At 30.9% G+C, this 15,257-nt stretch carries 14 protein-coding genes; 1 reads left to right on the plus strand and 13 read right to left on the minus strand.

The features are described from left to right. Position 1: 1 nt before the first annotated feature. The 13 genes from QLS65_RS04350 to QLS65_RS04410 all read right to left on the minus strand — a co-directional run bounded on the left by QLS65_RS04350 (position 2) and on the right by QLS65_RS04410 (position 14,850). Positions 2 to 1,369 carry an undecaprenyl-phosphate glucose phosphotransferase gene (locus QLS65_RS04350; protein WP_282711214.1) on the minus strand — a complete coding sequence of 456 codons (1,368 nt, stop codon included), beginning with the start codon at positions 1,367 to 1,369 and terminating at the stop codon, positions 2 to 4. 345 nt (positions 1,370 to 1,714) lie between these two features. Next, entirely contained in the window at positions 1,715 to 2,698 is a 984-nt protein-coding gene (locus tag QLS65_RS04355; RefSeq protein ID WP_282715443.1) for a UDP-glucuronic acid decarboxylase family protein, read from the minus strand. 102 nt (positions 2,699 to 2,800) lie between these two features. Then, positions 2,801 to 4,018 (minus strand): glycosyltransferase WbuB, encoded by a 1,218-nt coding sequence (locus tag QLS65_RS04360; protein WP_282715444.1) that lies wholly within the window; start codon positions 4,016 to 4,018, stop codon positions 2,801 to 2,803. A gap of 19 nt (positions 4,019 to 4,037) precedes the next feature. Continuing rightward, positions 4,038 to 4,565 (minus strand): WcaF family extracellular polysaccharide biosynthesis acetyltransferase, encoded by a 528-nt coding sequence (locus QLS65_RS04365; protein WP_282715446.1) that lies wholly within the window; start codon positions 4,563 to 4,565, stop codon positions 4,038 to 4,040. After that, positions 4,553 to 5,641, minus strand: coding sequence for a glycosyltransferase family 4 protein (locus tag QLS65_RS04370; RefSeq protein ID WP_282715448.1), 1,089 nt, complete (start codon positions 5,639 to 5,641; stop codon positions 4,553 to 4,555). The genes QLS65_RS04365 and QLS65_RS04370 overlap by 13 nt, the downstream gene beginning before the upstream one ends. Positions 5,642 to 5,647: 6 nt before the next feature. Beyond that, positions 5,648 to 6,856: an O-antigen ligase family protein gene (locus tag QLS65_RS16155; RefSeq protein ID WP_345959173.1), complete on the minus strand. Its 1,209-nt coding sequence runs from the start codon at positions 6,854 to 6,856 to the stop codon at positions 5,648 to 5,650. After that, a complete protein-coding gene (locus QLS65_RS04380) occupies positions 6,822 to 8,099 on the minus strand; it encodes a hypothetical protein (protein WP_282715450.1) in 1,278 nt (425 codons plus the stop codon). Before QLS65_RS04380 ends, QLS65_RS16155 begins: the two co-directional genes overlap by 35 nt. Before the next feature lie 20 nt (positions 8,100 to 8,119). Beyond that, complete coding sequence (locus QLS65_RS04385; RefSeq protein WP_282715452.1) at positions 8,120 to 8,746, minus strand: DNRLRE domain-containing protein; 627 nt, start codon at positions 8,744 to 8,746, stop codon at positions 8,120 to 8,122. Between the two features lie 50 nt (positions 8,747 to 8,796). Next, positions 8,797 to 10,002, minus strand: coding sequence for an oligosaccharide flippase family protein (locus QLS65_RS04390; protein WP_282711228.1), 1,206 nt, complete (start codon positions 10,000 to 10,002; stop codon positions 8,797 to 8,799). Positions 10,003 to 10,090: 88 nt separating this feature from the next. Beyond that, complete coding sequence (locus QLS65_RS04395; protein ID WP_282715454.1) at positions 10,091 to 11,077, minus strand: hypothetical protein; 987 nt, start codon at positions 11,075 to 11,077, stop codon at positions 10,091 to 10,093. A gap of 9 nt (positions 11,078 to 11,086) precedes the next feature. Continuing rightward, complete coding sequence (locus QLS65_RS04400; protein WP_282715459.1) at positions 11,087 to 12,766, minus strand: DUF6909 family protein; 1,680 nt, start codon at positions 12,764 to 12,766, stop codon at positions 11,087 to 11,089. Between the two features lie 36 nt (positions 12,767 to 12,802). After that, complete coding sequence (locus QLS65_RS04405; RefSeq protein WP_282715460.1) at positions 12,803 to 14,314, minus strand: GH3 auxin-responsive promoter family protein; 1,512 nt, start codon at positions 14,312 to 14,314, stop codon at positions 12,803 to 12,805. A 38-nt stretch (positions 14,315 to 14,352) separates the two neighbouring features. Continuing rightward, a complete protein-coding gene (locus QLS65_RS04410) occupies positions 14,353 to 14,850 on the minus strand; it encodes a peptidase (protein WP_099713959.1) in 498 nt (165 codons plus the stop codon). A gap of 212 nt (positions 14,851 to 15,062) precedes the next feature. Between QLS65_RS04410 and tatA the strand changes: the two genes are divergently transcribed. After that, positions 15,063 to 15,239: a twin-arginine translocase TatA/TatE family subunit gene (tatA, locus tag QLS65_RS04415; RefSeq protein ID WP_099713958.1), complete on the plus strand. Its 177-nt coding sequence runs from the start codon at positions 15,063 to 15,065 to the stop codon at positions 15,237 to 15,239. Positions 15,240 to 15,257: the final 18 nt, after the last annotated feature.

Raw genomic sequence — 15,257 nt, forward strand, 5'->3', positions numbered from 1 at the left:
ACTAATATGCTTTTTCTTCTCCTTTAAAAATATTGATAACTGTTTGGAAAATTATTTTTAAATCTAAAATTAAAGACCAATTTTCAATATAAAAAACATCAAATTTTATTCTGTTAATCATATCGGCTTCTGTCTCAATTTCACCACGAAAACCGCTCACCTGCGCTAATCCTGTAATCCCAGGTTTAACATAATGGCGTACCATATACTTTTTAACTTTATTCCCATAGGCTTTATTTTGAGCCCAAAGATGTGGCCGCGGACCCACAACTGACATGTCACCCAGTAAAACATTTAGAAATTGAGGCATTTCGTCTAAACTTGTTTTTCTCATAAATTTTCCTATTTTGGTAACACGAGGATCATTTTTTGAGGCTTCTTTTTCTGTTGTTTTATTGATTTTCATCGAGCGAAATTTATAACAGAAAAATTCATTTTCATCAATTCCAGGTCTTCCTTGTTTGAAAAAAACTGGTCCTCTAGATTCTAACTTTATTAAAATTGCCAATAATGGAATGAGCCAGGATAAGAGAATAACAACAATTATACTGGAGAAAATAATGTCAAAAACCCTTTTAAATACCATTGTAGCGGGCTCATGGAGCATGGTTTTTTTTAAAGAGAGTACGGGGAAAAACTCGTAGTAATCAATTTTCAAATTTTTTGAAAAAATCTCTTTTGTATCCGGTATAAATTTTATCGTTTTATTGTTTTCATCAGCAAAATCAATCAAATCTTTCAAATGCTCATTAGAAATTTCGTTTAAGGAGCAATAAATTTCATCTACACAATTTTCAATTACAAAGGGTTTCAAATCTGCTAATTTCCCTTTAATATTTTGATTTGATTTTTTATCTGAAAAATAGCCTAAAAAACGATAGCCATAATCTTTTCTGGCTTCAAAAAGATTTTTTAATTCTATCGCCTCAGGAGTATATCCAATTATGACAGCGTTTCTATAATTACTTCCGGTTATTATCCTATATTCTTTTAAATAGTAAAATAATAAAAATTTTGAAATAGTAATTAGTAACATTATAGAGGAGATAAACATGGCAATCACCACTCCGTTAAAAACAACTTGTTTTGAAAACGGAAAAAAAGCAATGGTTATTAAAAGAAACAAAACGCCCTGTTTTACTAATTTTGATATTATTTCAAGCGGAGTTGTGAAGCGATATATTCCGTAGAATCTTATAAAAAAAGCAATTATACTCCATCCAACTATCTGATAAATAAGAAAATGCTCGATCTTAAAATTCAGGTCTTTGAAAAAGAAAAAACCTAGAATCAAGATAACGATTAGATCTATTGAAATACTAATGGGTCTAATATACTTCGAATATCTTCCTGTTTGAGATGCACTCATAATTAACGAATATAACCTATTTGGTTTTTTATCGGTTTTAAAAAAACTCCTGTTACTATTGAATTGAAATAGTTGCAGGTAATACCTATCATTTCTGATAATTTTACTTTCACTTGCCAACATATCATCTGTTTTTACATTTGCTTAGCTGGTGAAAATTATAAAATACAAACGAACAGAAAAATGGATAAAATTCACTTTATTGGATTTACTGTTTGTTTGTTTTTTAAACTCCTTGAAATAGCTTTACAAAATTTAGTACAGTAAATATGTTACTATTTTTTTATTTTCTGTTACATTCAAAGTATATTAAAACTATACATTACAAACATTTAATAAATTCATTTACTTTATATAACTGGAAAAATCTTTATGCTCTTCTTTAGAAAGTTCCTCTTTAGATAAGGATTTAAAATAGTTATAGGTGATTTTCATTCCTTCGGCACGACCTATTTTAGCTTCCCATCCCAACAATTCTTTTGCTTTTGTGATATCTGGCTGACGCTGTAAAGGATCATTTACCGGTAATGGATGATATACTACTTTTTGATTAGTTCCTGTCAATTTTATAATTTCTTCGGCAAAATCCTTGATGGTGATTTCATCTGGATTTCCAATGTTTACCGGATAGACATAATCAGAATGCAATAATCTGAAAATACCTTCGACTTGATCGTCCACATAACAAAACGAACGGGTTTGCATTCCGTCCCCAAAAATAGTTAAGTCCTCCCCACGAATTGCTTGACCTATAAAGGCGGGAATTACGCGGCCATCATTAAGACGCATTCTTGGTCCATAGGTATTGAAAATTCTAACAATTCGAGTTTCTACACCATGAAACGTATGATACGCCATAGTTATGGATTCCTGAAAACGCTTGGCTTCGTCATAAACACCCCTTGGTCCAATCGTGTTTACATTTCCATAATATTCTTCTGTTTGTGGATGAACCAATGGATCTCCATATACTTCAGATGTAGATGCTATAAGAATTCTGGCATTTTTTACTCTTGCCAAGCCTAAAAGATTGTGTGTCCCAAGAGAGCCTACTTTTAAGGTTTGTATCGGGATTTTTAAATAATCTATTGGACTTGCAGGCGACGCAAAATGAAGAATATAATCTAGTTGACCTGGAACGTGAACAAATTTTGTAATATCATGATGATAAAATTCAAAATTCTCCAATTTGAACAAATGTTCTATATTTTTTAAATCTCCCGTAATGAGATTGTCCATCCCAATAACAAAATAGCCTTCTTTAATAAAACGGTCGCAAAGATGTGATCCTAAAAATCCAGCTGCTCCGGTGATAAGTATTCTTTTCATGAGTCAATTTTACGAATGCAAGGTAGAATAAACCGTGAATATTTTCATCAAAAAAACAACATTTTTCGATCATGTTTGAATTTACAACAATCAGTATTAATTCTAAAAATTCGATACTGAACCATTTTCAATATCCTTTTGAAATTGACTCAAAACACTTTCAATAGAATATTTTTCAATTACAAATTTCCGTGCTTTATTGCCCACAATATTAGACAGTTCTGGGTTCTCCATTAAATTTTTTAGAATTCCCATTATTTCTTGAAGTTTATTATTTTGATAAAAATAAAATCCTCCTTCGGAAATTTCGAGATTATATTTCACCTCCGAATATTCATTCCCGGTAACAATAGAGGGCTTTGCACTTGCCATCATTCCTAATATTTTTGATGGCATTACAGAGTCAATAACTGTGTGTTTTTGAAAAAGTAGATGCAAATCAGTATTGCACAGCACATCATTTAACTCTTCATAACGAACGGGTGGATAGTATTTACAATTTTGAAATTGTTTTAAACTCTCAACGACCTCTTTCCGTTTTGCTCCCTCGCCAATCAAGTGAATCTGAACGTGCTTCATTTCTTGACAAGCACTTACAAAATCAATAAAAAATTCCCAATCCTGCTTAGCGCCAATGTTTCCGGAATACAAAATATTAAATTTTGAAGCATTGAATAGTGAACTTGGTTTTGCCAAATCCGGATTTATCTTCGAATGGTCAATCCAATTAGGGAAAAAGTATTTTTTGGCGTTTGATTTGGTTTCTAATTTATTTAACATTCCATTGCTAATAGTACTCGTGAAATCTGCTCGATTAAATATAAATCGCTCCATTCTAAAAATAACTCTGGACAAGATTCCCTTTTTATTCGAAATTCCAGTTTCGAAAGCAGCATCAAATTCAAAATCCTGAACATGTATCCAAAGTTTGCCTCCTCGAAATATTTTTATAAACCAGCCTAAAATTACCGATATTGTAAAAGGCATCACAACTATGACAATATCATTTTTTTTTATTTTTAAAACATTAAAAAATGAACCCATAAAAAAATGAATCATTTGAAATATCCTCCCTTTGAATGTAGGGATTTGAGGAGTAAATTGTTTGAAACGAAAGATTTCCACACCATTGATAACTTCGGTGCTAAAAAGTCCTTTTTTATCGTATTCTTGGTATATTTTCCATTGTGGATAGTAGGGTGTTGCCCCAATCACTTTAACCGTGTGTTTTTGAGCTAAAAACTCAGCCATTCCTGTAGAATATAGCCCAATTCCACTATCTTCAGGGTAATAATGGTTACTGATTATTGTTATATTCATTTGATCAATTTATCCGTATTTATTCCTTTTTTACAGGATTTCCTATATAAACTCCTTTTTCTACAATACTCTTAAAAACAGATGACCTGGCTCCTACAACAACCTCATCAACTATTTCAACTCCAGGAGACACAAAAACATCTGCCGCTAACCAGCAGGAATCGTGAATAAGAATTGGTTTTGCAAAAATTGGAAAATCAGTTTTTGTATAATCGTGAGAACCTGTACATAAATAACTTCGTTGTGAAATTACAGTATTGCTTCCTATTTTTATTTCACCAAGAGTATACAAAACAACTTCATCTCCAATCCAGGAATAGTCTCCAATTTCCAGCTTCCAAGGATACGTTATTTGACATGATGGTCTCAAAATTACCTTTTTTCCAATTTTCGAACCAAAAAGCCTTAATAAAAATCGTCTCCAGCCATACATAAACTGAGGAGACGGTTTAAATAAAAAAAAGTAAACCAACCACCAGAGTTGTACTGTAAATGCATTTCTTCCTCTGAATCCCTCGGGAAGTTTAAACTCTTTTAGTTGATACATTGCAATAAAATTTTATTTGCGTTTTCAATAAACATCTCTTCGGTAAAATATGCATTGGCATATTGCATATTCAGCAGTCCTTTTTGTCGAATCTGATTTTGGTCATTGACTAATTCTTCTAATTTTTTTGCTAAATCTTCTACGCTTTCTTTTTCACAAAAGACAGCATTTTGTTCTTTACAAATATCTGTTATTCCAGCATGATTAGTTGTAAGTATTAAATTTCCCATCGCCATTGCCTCTAATATACTTATGGGTTGGCCTTCCATTTTGTAAAAGGTTGGCAAACAAAAAACATTGCTCCACAGCAGTAATTTCTGTTTTTCCTTGCCGTGAACTACTCCCACATAATCTACACTGTCTAAAGTATTAAAATAATTAGATAGATTATTTTCTTTAATCTTGTTTCCGGCAACTTTTAACTGAAAATTTATTCCTTTGTCTTTTAATTTTTTTACTGCTTCTAATAAAATATTAATCCCTTTTTCTTCTATTAAATTACTCAAAAATAGAACTCTTAACTCTGAGTACTCTTTTTGTTGAATTAACTCTTCAGGAGGAAGAATTAATGATTCTTCAAAAAAATTATGCAACTCAAAAATAGATTCTTTTTTTAAAAAAGGTTCAAAATTATTACGCAATGATTTTGACAAAACAATTCCATAATCAAACATTGAAATTAACTTGTGGAAAATGATTCTTTTTAATCCTTCTAATGTATTATACTCCTTGAGCAGATGATTTCCGTGTAAGTGAACCACTAATTTTTTTCTGGCAAGCTTAGCCAATATTATGAAAGGAAGATATTTTAAAACTCCAAAATAAGATTGGCCTATGGTAATGTAAGTGATTTTTGAAAATAAAACTTTACCAACAAGTAAATATGTTCTTATAAAGTACAATTTTTTAAGACTGATTGTACCGTGTTTATGAGTAATAGTTTCAGAATATTCTGAATTAATAGTGTCAACTTTCCAATTTTTTTTACGTAGTCCTTTAGAAATAACCTGATTCGCAATACTCACTCCAGATATTGGTGGCGGAAACGGACCTATAATTAAAATTTTATTTTGCATCAAAAGTTAAACAATTTTAACAGGTTTATTTGCTAGTTTAGTGAAAATATTAAAAACGAAAAATAGGAAAAAAAGCAATAATAAAATTCCGTATTTTCTTTCTATAATATTTTCAAAATTAAATATATACAGATAAAATAAAACAAGTACCAATAGAAAATTATTTTTATTTTTTAAAGCATGGATGAAAAGATAAATAAAAAAAAGCAAAAAACTCAATAAGCCAATCAAACCTGTTCCTAAAAGAATACTGAAATACTGATTGTGTGTATTATAATATTTTCCCAATTCAGGATATTGTGCGTCATAACATTCCTGCAAAACAGAAGGAACATCTCCAATTCCGTTTCCAATTAAAGTATTAGAGCTTTTAATTTTTTGAATTCCGCAATCCCAAACCGCAATTCGAACACTTGTGGAATTATTTGGATTTACCTTTGAATAGGAAACCGGAATAATCATTTCTCGGAACCTTTTCTTAAAATCACTATTAAAAGCAAAAAGGAAATAAATCAAAAAACAAGAAATAACTCCCAATAAAAATTTTATTTTCAGAGATAATCTTCCAAAGAATAACACCAAAAACAAAATTATAAAAAAACCGATAAAAGTAGCCCTTGCCCCAGTTAGAAAAAGTAAAACAACATTTACCACTATCAAAAAAGAGCATTTTTTTAAGTTATCCCCGAAAATATAAATACAAGACATTAAACCCAGTACTGAAGTAATCGAAAGGTAAATAGGATGCATATTAATCAAAGGGATTTCATTGAAAACTGTCCGGATTGTATTGTACGTTATTGGAATATTTTGATAATAAAAATACAAGCTAACGACAATTAAAAAAACAAAATTAGAGCCGTTAAAAATTAGTATCCAATTCTCTACAAACTTTCTTTCAAATCTTAATTCCATTTTTGAGAATACACAATACGAAAAAGTAAGATAAAGCAAAGGAAGGAATCCTTCTATTCGTTTTAATCCATAAGATAAATCTTTGGTATATAGCAAACTGAAAAGATTTACAACAAAAAATAGTCCAAATATTGTAAACGTTTTAGTGTCGATCTTTCTTTCTCTTATAAAAATAACAATAGAAAATAGTCCCAATAAAATAAATGGCAATTCCTTTATACTATTAGGCAACAGTATAAAAAAAGCTATAGAATATAAAATATAATTAAGAAAAGTTAATTCTTTTTTCATTTGAGACATAAGCTAATGTTATCCAAAATAATGGGCAGGTCCATAAATAAGAGGCAGCAGGAAAGGAATATAACATCCAACAAAATTGAAATACAATCAATGTTTTAAACAAGGATTGCTCTGATAAAATGATCGTAAATAAATACTTAAATAAATTATATATCAGAATCAAGAATAAACCAATTCCAATAACTCCATATCTAAAAATCAAGGCAAATGGTAATAAATGAATATTATGTATAGCTGTCTTTCCTAATAATGCAGAGTCAGCAACGCCAATGTCTTTAAAAGAAAAACCTTCAATCGTAGCTCCCATTCCTCCTCCAAATAAAAAATTAAAGGGATTTAAGCACCAATATGCTATTACCGCTTTAGCTTCATCAATTCGTTGGCTAAGAGATAATAATGCGGGAGAATTCCAATCTACATTGCCTTTTAACAATAAATACACTTGAACCAATCGGTCTTTTAAAGTAGAATTCTCCGGAAAATAATTAATTATGACTTTTAATACATCATCTAAAAAGAAAAAACAGAGTAATAGAAAAACTACAATAATTAGCAGAAAAACATTGATGTTTTTTTTTGAAAATCTTTTTTGTACAAAGGCAAAAAACAATACTAAAATAAAAACTAGCAATAACGCTCTGTTTGATTTAAGTATTTGAAAAAAGAAAGGAAGTGAATACAAAAACATCAGGCCATAGTTTTTTTTATTGTAATGATATAATGCATACACTAAGGTGAAAACTACCGTAAAAGAAGGCAAGTCGATGTTTAAAACAAATGCTAATACTGAAAGAAATAAAATAGGGATAACAAAATAGTTTTCTTGCCGTAGAGTTAATTCAACTGTAATTTCATCCAGTAATTTTTGATTACTATAAAAAATCCGATACAAAAAATAGCCAAAAAGGATATAGATCATATCTGTAAAAAGATATAAAATAGAATTTCGGTGTACTATACCCACGAAAAAACCTAGGATAGTAAAGCTGACCCATACCAGAACTAAAAGATTTTCTGAGTTTGCTTTTAAACTGATTTTAAAAAAATTCTTGAGGTAAAATTTGTTTTTAAAGAAGAATAAAAAGGTGAATAATAATGACATTAACCTAAGGTAAGGTATCATTTGGAATTGCTGAAGACCTAGTAATTTAAAAAAATAAAAAAAACCAGTCTCCACTAAACTTATAAATAATATAAATTCAAATAGGACTGGCAAAGATATTTTTCTAAAATATAGTTTCATCAAATAAAAATAAAATGGTTTTATTGTTTATCTGAATAGTATATTTTTAATTTAGGTCTTAAACTAACATCACTATTATTACTTGACGCTAAGAGAACTAAAGAACTACTGTTTTCATTTATCAACTTTAATAAAAACCCATAACTATTGTCTTTATCATCAGAAATATCTTGAACTAATCTTGTGACATTAATTCTGTTTGGATCTTTGTTAAGCTTAGTTTTATCAGTGAAAATCTGGTTATCATCTGTTGTAACAGGTGCGTTTGCCCAATTCACTTCGGTTTCGTCCCAAGGAGAAATTATACGTTGAATAACGAAGCCATTTTCACCATAACTCTCTTTTCCAATTACCGATTTTGCATTAAATTTTAATTGTAAAAAAGCGCTATCAATTTTTATATTGGCCGGAATTTCCTTGAAATTTAAAACCACCCTATTAACATTTATTGAATCTCCTTGTTTTGAGGAATATAAATGGATGTTTTCTTCTTCAGAAAAATTTTGATACGGTAAAAATTTACAAATTAAAGCATCTTCTATGTTACCATTTTTTGCTTCTAATACTATTTCTTCCTTTGAGTTCTTGGAACAAGAAGCCAAAAACAAAGAAAAAAGCACTAAAGCAACTAAGTTATTTATTCTCATTTTATACTTTTTTTCAAAATTAACTTTTTTAATCACTTTCATAGTACTATTTAAATTATTTTAAATTTAAAATTATAGTAGAATCTAATTAATAATTGGATAAAATCTGCCAAAACCCGAATTAGAATAACATTTAAAAAATTCAATTGATCAGTAGTTTTTAATACAATCAGTAAGGAAACAAATACCATTGCTGACACTATCAAAGACCAATTATATTGCTTATAATATCCCTTTGCTACAAGAATACAATTTCCAACGACTATTGTTAAACTAACAATAGGAATTAAAACCAAAACCAAATCAAGGACATAACCGTATTTATACATTTCGGTTCCGCCAAAAATCACAATTACATTTTCAGAAAAAACATATAATAAAATAGAGGTAGCCGTACTGATAATAAAAGTTGCAACTGTAATGTTTCGAAGTACACTTTTCCTTACTCCCCTAACTATAACAGGGAAAAGTGCCTGCTGCAAAACCTCAAAAGGAATAATAAAAACAAAGACAATTTTAATAGCTATATCAAAACCTGCAACTTGACCTTTTGTAAATAAATAACCTATCAAAAATACGGTCCCCAGATTAAACAAAAAAGTAGAAAATTTGCCTATAAAAAAGAGATATCCTTCTTTTAAATAGTTTTTTATTAAATCAAAAGTAACCGCAACAAATTTAAAACTTGCTTCTTTTTTCATCATTAAAAACCCAAAAAAGCCCCAAATGATATTTGTAAACACCAAAAACAAAATATACAAATGAATATCAGTACTATTTTTTATAAAGAAAAAGGTTAGTAAAACTAAGATTAGTTTAGAGAAAAAGGTGATAATGGTAATAGTTTTCATTTTCTCAATACCTTGAAAAAACCAAATGGGAGTCAACACTTCACCGATTCCCATGACCAACATCAAAAAAATTAAATTAATAACGGTGTTGATTTCTGTATTAAAAGTCAGTGGAATCAATAAAACAAAGGAAATAAGAAGTAGTATTCCTTTGATATAGTATATGGCAGAAATTGCTTCGTTCAGCTTTTTAGGATTGTTCTTGTTTTCAACTACATATTTAGCCGCATACAAATCAAACCCAAAATTGATTAACATTATAAAATATTGAACAATTGAATCTATCCATGTTAATGTTCCATATCCATTTTCTCCCAAAACCCTAATCAAGTAACCCACCAGAATATACTTAGAACCAATATTCAAAAACTTCATTACGCCAATGTAAAAAAAGTTAGATATCATGTTTAATCTTGTTCTACTTATATTCATTGATATCCTATGTATTGATCCTGTTTTGCGCTTTTAAATGTATTAAACACTACCCTAAACTCTAATTTATCAAGTTTGCTTTTACAGACTGCTTTTTATAAAAAGCGATAAAAAAACGAATCAAAATGAAAATACAAACAAATAAAATTGGCAAAATAAATTTTAATTTTCCATTTATAGAAGTGGTATTTTCAATATTCAATATTGAACTATTTTCCTTTACAATGCTATTTAATCCTACCAAATCAACTCTAAGAAATCCTTGCTCATTAATCAAAGACTCCTTTGTTTTAATGATATCATTCAATTGGGTATTTTCATTATAATAAACAAGATTATTACTTTTTGCCCCTTTTGCTGTATTCGAAAAACCACTTAAAACTCCATTTATCTGTGCTATAATAGTGTCATTTTGAATCATCTTTAACTGAACATTATTAACCATTTCTTTCTGTACTTTTGAATAATACTCCGATTCATTTAAAAAATGTAATATCGGTTCAATTGTAGATTTTTCAGTTGTATTATGTTTCGTTTGGAAATAAATCGTGTGAAATTTATAATTCTTACTAGTCAAATTTTCTTCAAGGACTTTTTTTATATCACCATCTTCAGCCATCAACTTGATTAATTCAAAGTTCTCAGTCTTGTTTTCAATGAATTTATAAACATCTGTTATTGGTTTGATTTCAATTTTTAGTATTTCTTTAGGCTTTTTTAGACCTAGAACTTCTTTTATAAAAATCGTATCTCCTTCTTGAATTTTTGATTCAATCAAGTCAATTTTTGAATATAAATAATCCGTGCTTCCAAAATTTGGAGCCACTGTAATTTGATGATTATAGATTTTTTTTGTCACATCTAAATAAAACCCTAATCCAACTCCAATTACCAACAAAATCAAAATTACAATAGCATTTTTTACAAAAAACTGAATACATCTAAACAAAAAGGTGTTAATCGATTCAAATAATCTTCCTATTTTTTTAGAAATTTGTGTCAAATCAATCTCCTGATCTTCTTGGTTATTGGGTTGGTTTTTGTTCATCCTATATTTTTATTTTACGTTGAAAATTTGTTCCAATATCTTTATTGTAATCAAATATGTTGGCTTTACTCCTGTTGTTCCCAATCCGCCTGAAGCCAATGTGCTTCCTGTTTCCAAAGGATTATCAGAGGCATAATACGCATATCTTACCTTCACATCATGTGGAACACTCTTTCTGATTTTTGAAGCAGATTGAATCGCTTTTTGGTAATAAGAACCTTCCATTTCCAATCCTATAACTCCCCAAGTTGATTCATGGAAAAATTTCAATAAATCTCTGTTTTGTAATGAAGTCCCCAAAACGGTGACCATTGGTCCGGCAAAAACAGCAATATCATTTCCTTCAAACATATCAGCAGTCAATTCATTTTCGAAAAAATAATTGTCCGCTGTTCCTTCATTGATGTGTGCATTCGGAATCATAATGTCTCCTTTTCCGCCTTCCAGAATTCCCGCTTTTCCCATGATAGAAACTGATTCTACATTAAGCAAAGTCGCTTTTTTATACGGCTTCAATAACTCATCAATGGTCTCGTAAGCTTGCTCCCCAAAAGCATAATCCATAACAATAAGCACCGGTTTTTTATCTCCGGTATTTGCTTTTGGAAACGATGTTTTGGACCAATCAATTTTGGCTGTATCAAAAATTTGTACATCTATATTTGTTCCGGAAGTATCCAGTAACGAAATCATCCCGTGTTTCAAAGCTACTGCTGAAACCTGATTACGAACTTCGTTCGCACCCGATTTGCTTAATTCTTCATAAATAAAGAAATCAGATTTGTCTTTAAACCTCGTTTTTAAAACCTCAGTGGCAAAAATAGAGTTCATTACACTGTGCATGTTCGCACTAATCACGTGAATTGGTCGGTCCAAAAGTTGGTTTTCTTTCAAAACCTCCTTAATGTTAGTAGCCCAAATTTCACCGTGAATATGGTGTCCCAATCGTTCCCTCAAAATAGGGCTAAACGTTATGGTTCTCTTATTATCGTCAACTATTTCTTCAATCGCCAGTTTTCCCAACCAAAAAATAACGTGCAAAAATCGATCTGGCGCCGCGGTTGAACCAAATGCATCATAAATATCCAACACTTCCTCAAATGTCCTTCCCAGAATATTCGCAGCATGTGAAATGGCTTTTTCTTTTTCTACCTGTGTCAGCTTTTTCTTTTGAGAAACGGCTTGTTCCAGTTTGAACCAATCGCGGGAAACTTCGCCGGCATCATCCAGTAAAACTCTATTTCTAATTTTGTGGGATTCGATGAAAATAAACGTCAAATGCGTCAAAATATCATAAATATCAGAGCGTCCGCGGGTGATTTCCACGTTCATTTGTTCTTCGTCAATACGGTAACAATTGCGTCGTCTTTTTGGTGGAACAATCGCTTGAAAATGAGATTTTGAATACCCTTCTTCCGAAGTTAAATTGATAAATCTACACTCTTCAATTCCTACCGGAAGACGCTCTATAACATACAAAAGTCCATTCAATTCTACTTTTTCATCTGCAATATTTCCATATATTTCTGGGCTTAATGCCAATAATGCTTCTCTCAATGTATCTCCGGAAACTCCCATTGGCTTGTAAAATCCTCTATTGAAAAGATGACGCATGGTGATGTACATTTTTTCAATTGCTGCCGATGATTCTTGCGCTCTGGAGCGTGATATATTTTTAGTCTCTTTCATTTTCTAATTATTTTCTAACCTTCAAAGGTAACTCTTTTATTTATTTTTTAATAAATCTACTATATTTCTGTCATTAGAGAGTCTCGGAATTTTATTTTGTCCTCCCAGTTTGCCTATCGATTTCATATAATCCTGAAACCCATTTTTAGCCACTTTGGTGACAACCACTTTACGCAACACTTTGCCCACAATCAAATCGTCATAATACACATTTTGTTTGCGCATGGCGGTATCTATCGCTTCCGCAAAAGATACGCTGTCTTCCGGTTCGTTCTCAAATTCGATGAACCATTCGTGGTATGGCAATCCTTCTGCCGGCGTGATTTGTGGCGCAACGGTAAATTCATTGATGCGAATATCCGTTCCAAGAATTGCTTCCTGCAACGCACTTTCCACTTCCTTACCAATCACATGTTCTCCAAAAGCCGAAATATAATGTTTGATTCTTCCGGATACTATAACTCTGTAAGGTTTTAAACTGGTAAACTGAACGGTATCTCCAATGTTATATCCCCAAAGTCCCGCATTCGTCGAAATGATTAAAACGTAATTTACGCCCAATTCTACTTCGCCAATCGTATAACGTCTTGGTCCCGTCCCGAAACTTCGGGATTCGGGATCAGTATAAAATTCGTCACTTTTTATAAATTCATAGAAAATCCCGGAGTTCAAAAGCAGTAACATTCCCTTTTCTTTTTGCGAATCCTGATACGCAAAAAATCCTTCCGAAGCAGGAAATAACTCAATACTGTCTACTTTTCTTCCTATCAAATTCTCAAATTTGGCGCGATACGGCTCATAATTTACACCGCCGTAAATAAACAAATTGAAGTTTTTGAAAATGTCTCCTACGGGCTTCCCTCCTTTTTGATTTAGTTTTTCAAAATACATTTGAACCCAAGACGGAATTCCAGAAATAACTCTCATGTCTTTATTAAAAGTTTCCTCGACAATTGCGTTTACTTTGGTTTCCCAATCTTCAATACAATTGGTTTCCCAAGAAGGCATTCTGTTTTTTTGAAGGTATTTTGGAACAAAATGAGCGACAATTCCAGACAATCTGCCTAATTTAACTCCATGCTTTTCTTCTAATATTGGGCTTCCTTGCAAGAAAATCATTTTGCCATCCACAAAATCAGCATTTCCAGTTTCATGAATGTAATGTAGAATTGCATTTCGAGCCGCCTCAATATGAAACGGCATGGATTCCTTAGTCAACGGAATGTATTTTGCCCCAGAAGTAGTTCCGGAAGTCTTGGCAAAATAAAGCGGTTTTCCTTTCCAAAGTATATTCTCCTGGCCTTTTACCACCTTATCAACATAAGGTTTCAATCCTTCATAATCTCTTACTGGAACTTGTTTCGCAAAATCCTGTTGAGTTTTTATTTGGTCAAAATGATGGTCAATACCAAATTGTGTTTTCTTCGCTTCTTTGATTAATTTTTGCAAAACCTTCTTTTGAGTTTCAATAGGATTATTGGCCCAAAGTTGTGTTTTCTTGTATATTTTTTGTGCAAATAATTTTGCAGCCGTAGATTTTATTGACATTTTTATTTTTGTTCTTTAAAAGATAAAAGTTGGTTTTTTTACTCTTTTTTTGATTTTTTAGAAAGTGCTTTTTTTTCTTCTTTTGCTACTTGTTCTCTCAGTTCCAGTTCTTGTTTTGATGCAGCTAAATCAGCTTGAGAAGGTACTTCATCCGCAGCCGAAAGTATTGAATCTTTATTGAATTTTGCATATTCTAACTCTCCTGTCAACACTTTTTGAATCGACTGGATGTACGCTTCATTTTTCTTTAAAGCTCGTGTCAAAGAATCTGATTTCAAGGCCAATTCCATTGCATCCTTCTTTAATTTTGAGGAAGAATAGCCGGGTATAAATTCTCGTAATGGGGTAAAAGCAATAATAAAAGTAGTAACAAATGTAATTATTATCGCTCCTAAAGTCGCTACCACAAAAACATTCATTAAAGTAAGTTTCAAAGAAAATGTCTCTTCAAAAGTATCTTCGTTAAGTATTATTAAACGTCGTTTATTGAATAAATTTTCCTTGAGTTTGCGCCGTTTTAGTCGTTTTTTTGACATACTTTTTTATTATTGAACAAATATAACAATTATTGTCGTTGATTGTATTCGCTTGTTTTTGTTCACTTTTTTTAACCTAAATTTATTTTTAATAAATTTTTAACGCTTTTGAAACCAAATAAATGTACCAAAATGAGTTTCCATTAACTAATTCTATATACCTTTGTCGTTAGAGTTATTACAAATTTGCTTAAGCAATAAATTATTCAATCATGGGAAGATTAGGTGTTACAGAAATCCTTGTTATATTGGCGATTGTTTTATTACTTTTTGGAGGTAAAAAAATTCCAGAATTAATGAAAGGTCTAGGAAGCGGAATTAAAGAATTCAAAAACGCAGCCAAAGACAATCAGCCAGCTGATAAAAAAGAAGAAGAAGAAACAAAATAAAAAAAAGGCTTTTCAATT

Origin of the sequence: Flavobacterium algoritolerans (genome assembly GCF_030010385.1) — a bacterium.
GTDB classification, from domain to species: Bacteria; Bacteroidota; Bacteroidia; order Flavobacteriales; family Flavobacteriaceae; genus Flavobacterium; species Flavobacterium algoritolerans.

Coding starts and splice junctions, on each gene's coding strand:
- QLS65_RS04370 (WP_282715448.1), bottom strand. CDS start 5,641: ATGCAAAATAAAATTTTAATTATAGGTCCGTTTCCGCCACCAATATCT.
- QLS65_RS04355 (WP_282715443.1), bottom strand. CDS start 2,698: ATGAAAAGAATACTTATCACCGGAGCAGCTGGATTTTTAGGATCACAT.
- QLS65_RS04350 (WP_282711214.1), bottom strand. CDS start 1,369: ATGAGTGCATCTCAAACAGGAAGATATTCGAAGTATATTAGACCCATT.
- QLS65_RS04390 (WP_282711228.1), bottom strand. CDS start 10,002: ATGATATCTAACTTTTTTTACATTGGCGTAATGAAGTTTTTGAATATT.
- QLS65_RS04410 (WP_099713959.1), bottom strand. CDS start 14,850: ATGTCAAAAAAACGACTAAAACGGCGCAAACTCAAGGAAAATTTATTC.
- QLS65_RS04365 (WP_282715446.1), bottom strand. CDS start 4,565: ATGTATCAACTAAAAGAGTTTAAACTTCCCGAGGGATTCAGAGGAAGA.
- tatA (WP_099713958.1), top strand. CDS start 15,063: ATGGGAAGATTAGGTGTTACAGAAATCCTTGTTATATTGGCGATTGTT.
- QLS65_RS04380 (WP_282715450.1), bottom strand. CDS start 8,099: ATGAAACTATATTTTAGAAAAATATCTTTGCCAGTCCTATTTGAATTT.
- QLS65_RS04360 (WP_282715444.1), bottom strand. CDS start 4,018: ATGAATATAACAATAATCAGTAACCATTATTACCCTGAAGATAGTGGA.
- QLS65_RS04405 (WP_282715460.1), bottom strand. CDS start 14,314: ATGTCAATAAAATCTACGGCTGCAAAATTATTTGCACAAAAAATATAC.
- QLS65_RS16155 (WP_345959173.1), bottom strand. CDS start 6,856: ATGTCTCAAATGAAAAAAGAATTAACTTTTCTTAATTATATTTTATAT.
- QLS65_RS04400 (WP_282715459.1), bottom strand. CDS start 12,766: ATGAAAGAGACTAAAAATATATCACGCTCCAGAGCGCAAGAATCATCG.
- QLS65_RS04395 (WP_282715454.1), bottom strand. CDS start 11,077: ATGAACAAAAACCAACCCAATAACCAAGAAGATCAGGAGATTGATTTG.
- QLS65_RS04385 (WP_282715452.1), bottom strand. CDS start 8,746: ATGAGAATAAATAACTTAGTTGCTTTAGTGCTTTTTTCTTTGTTTTTG.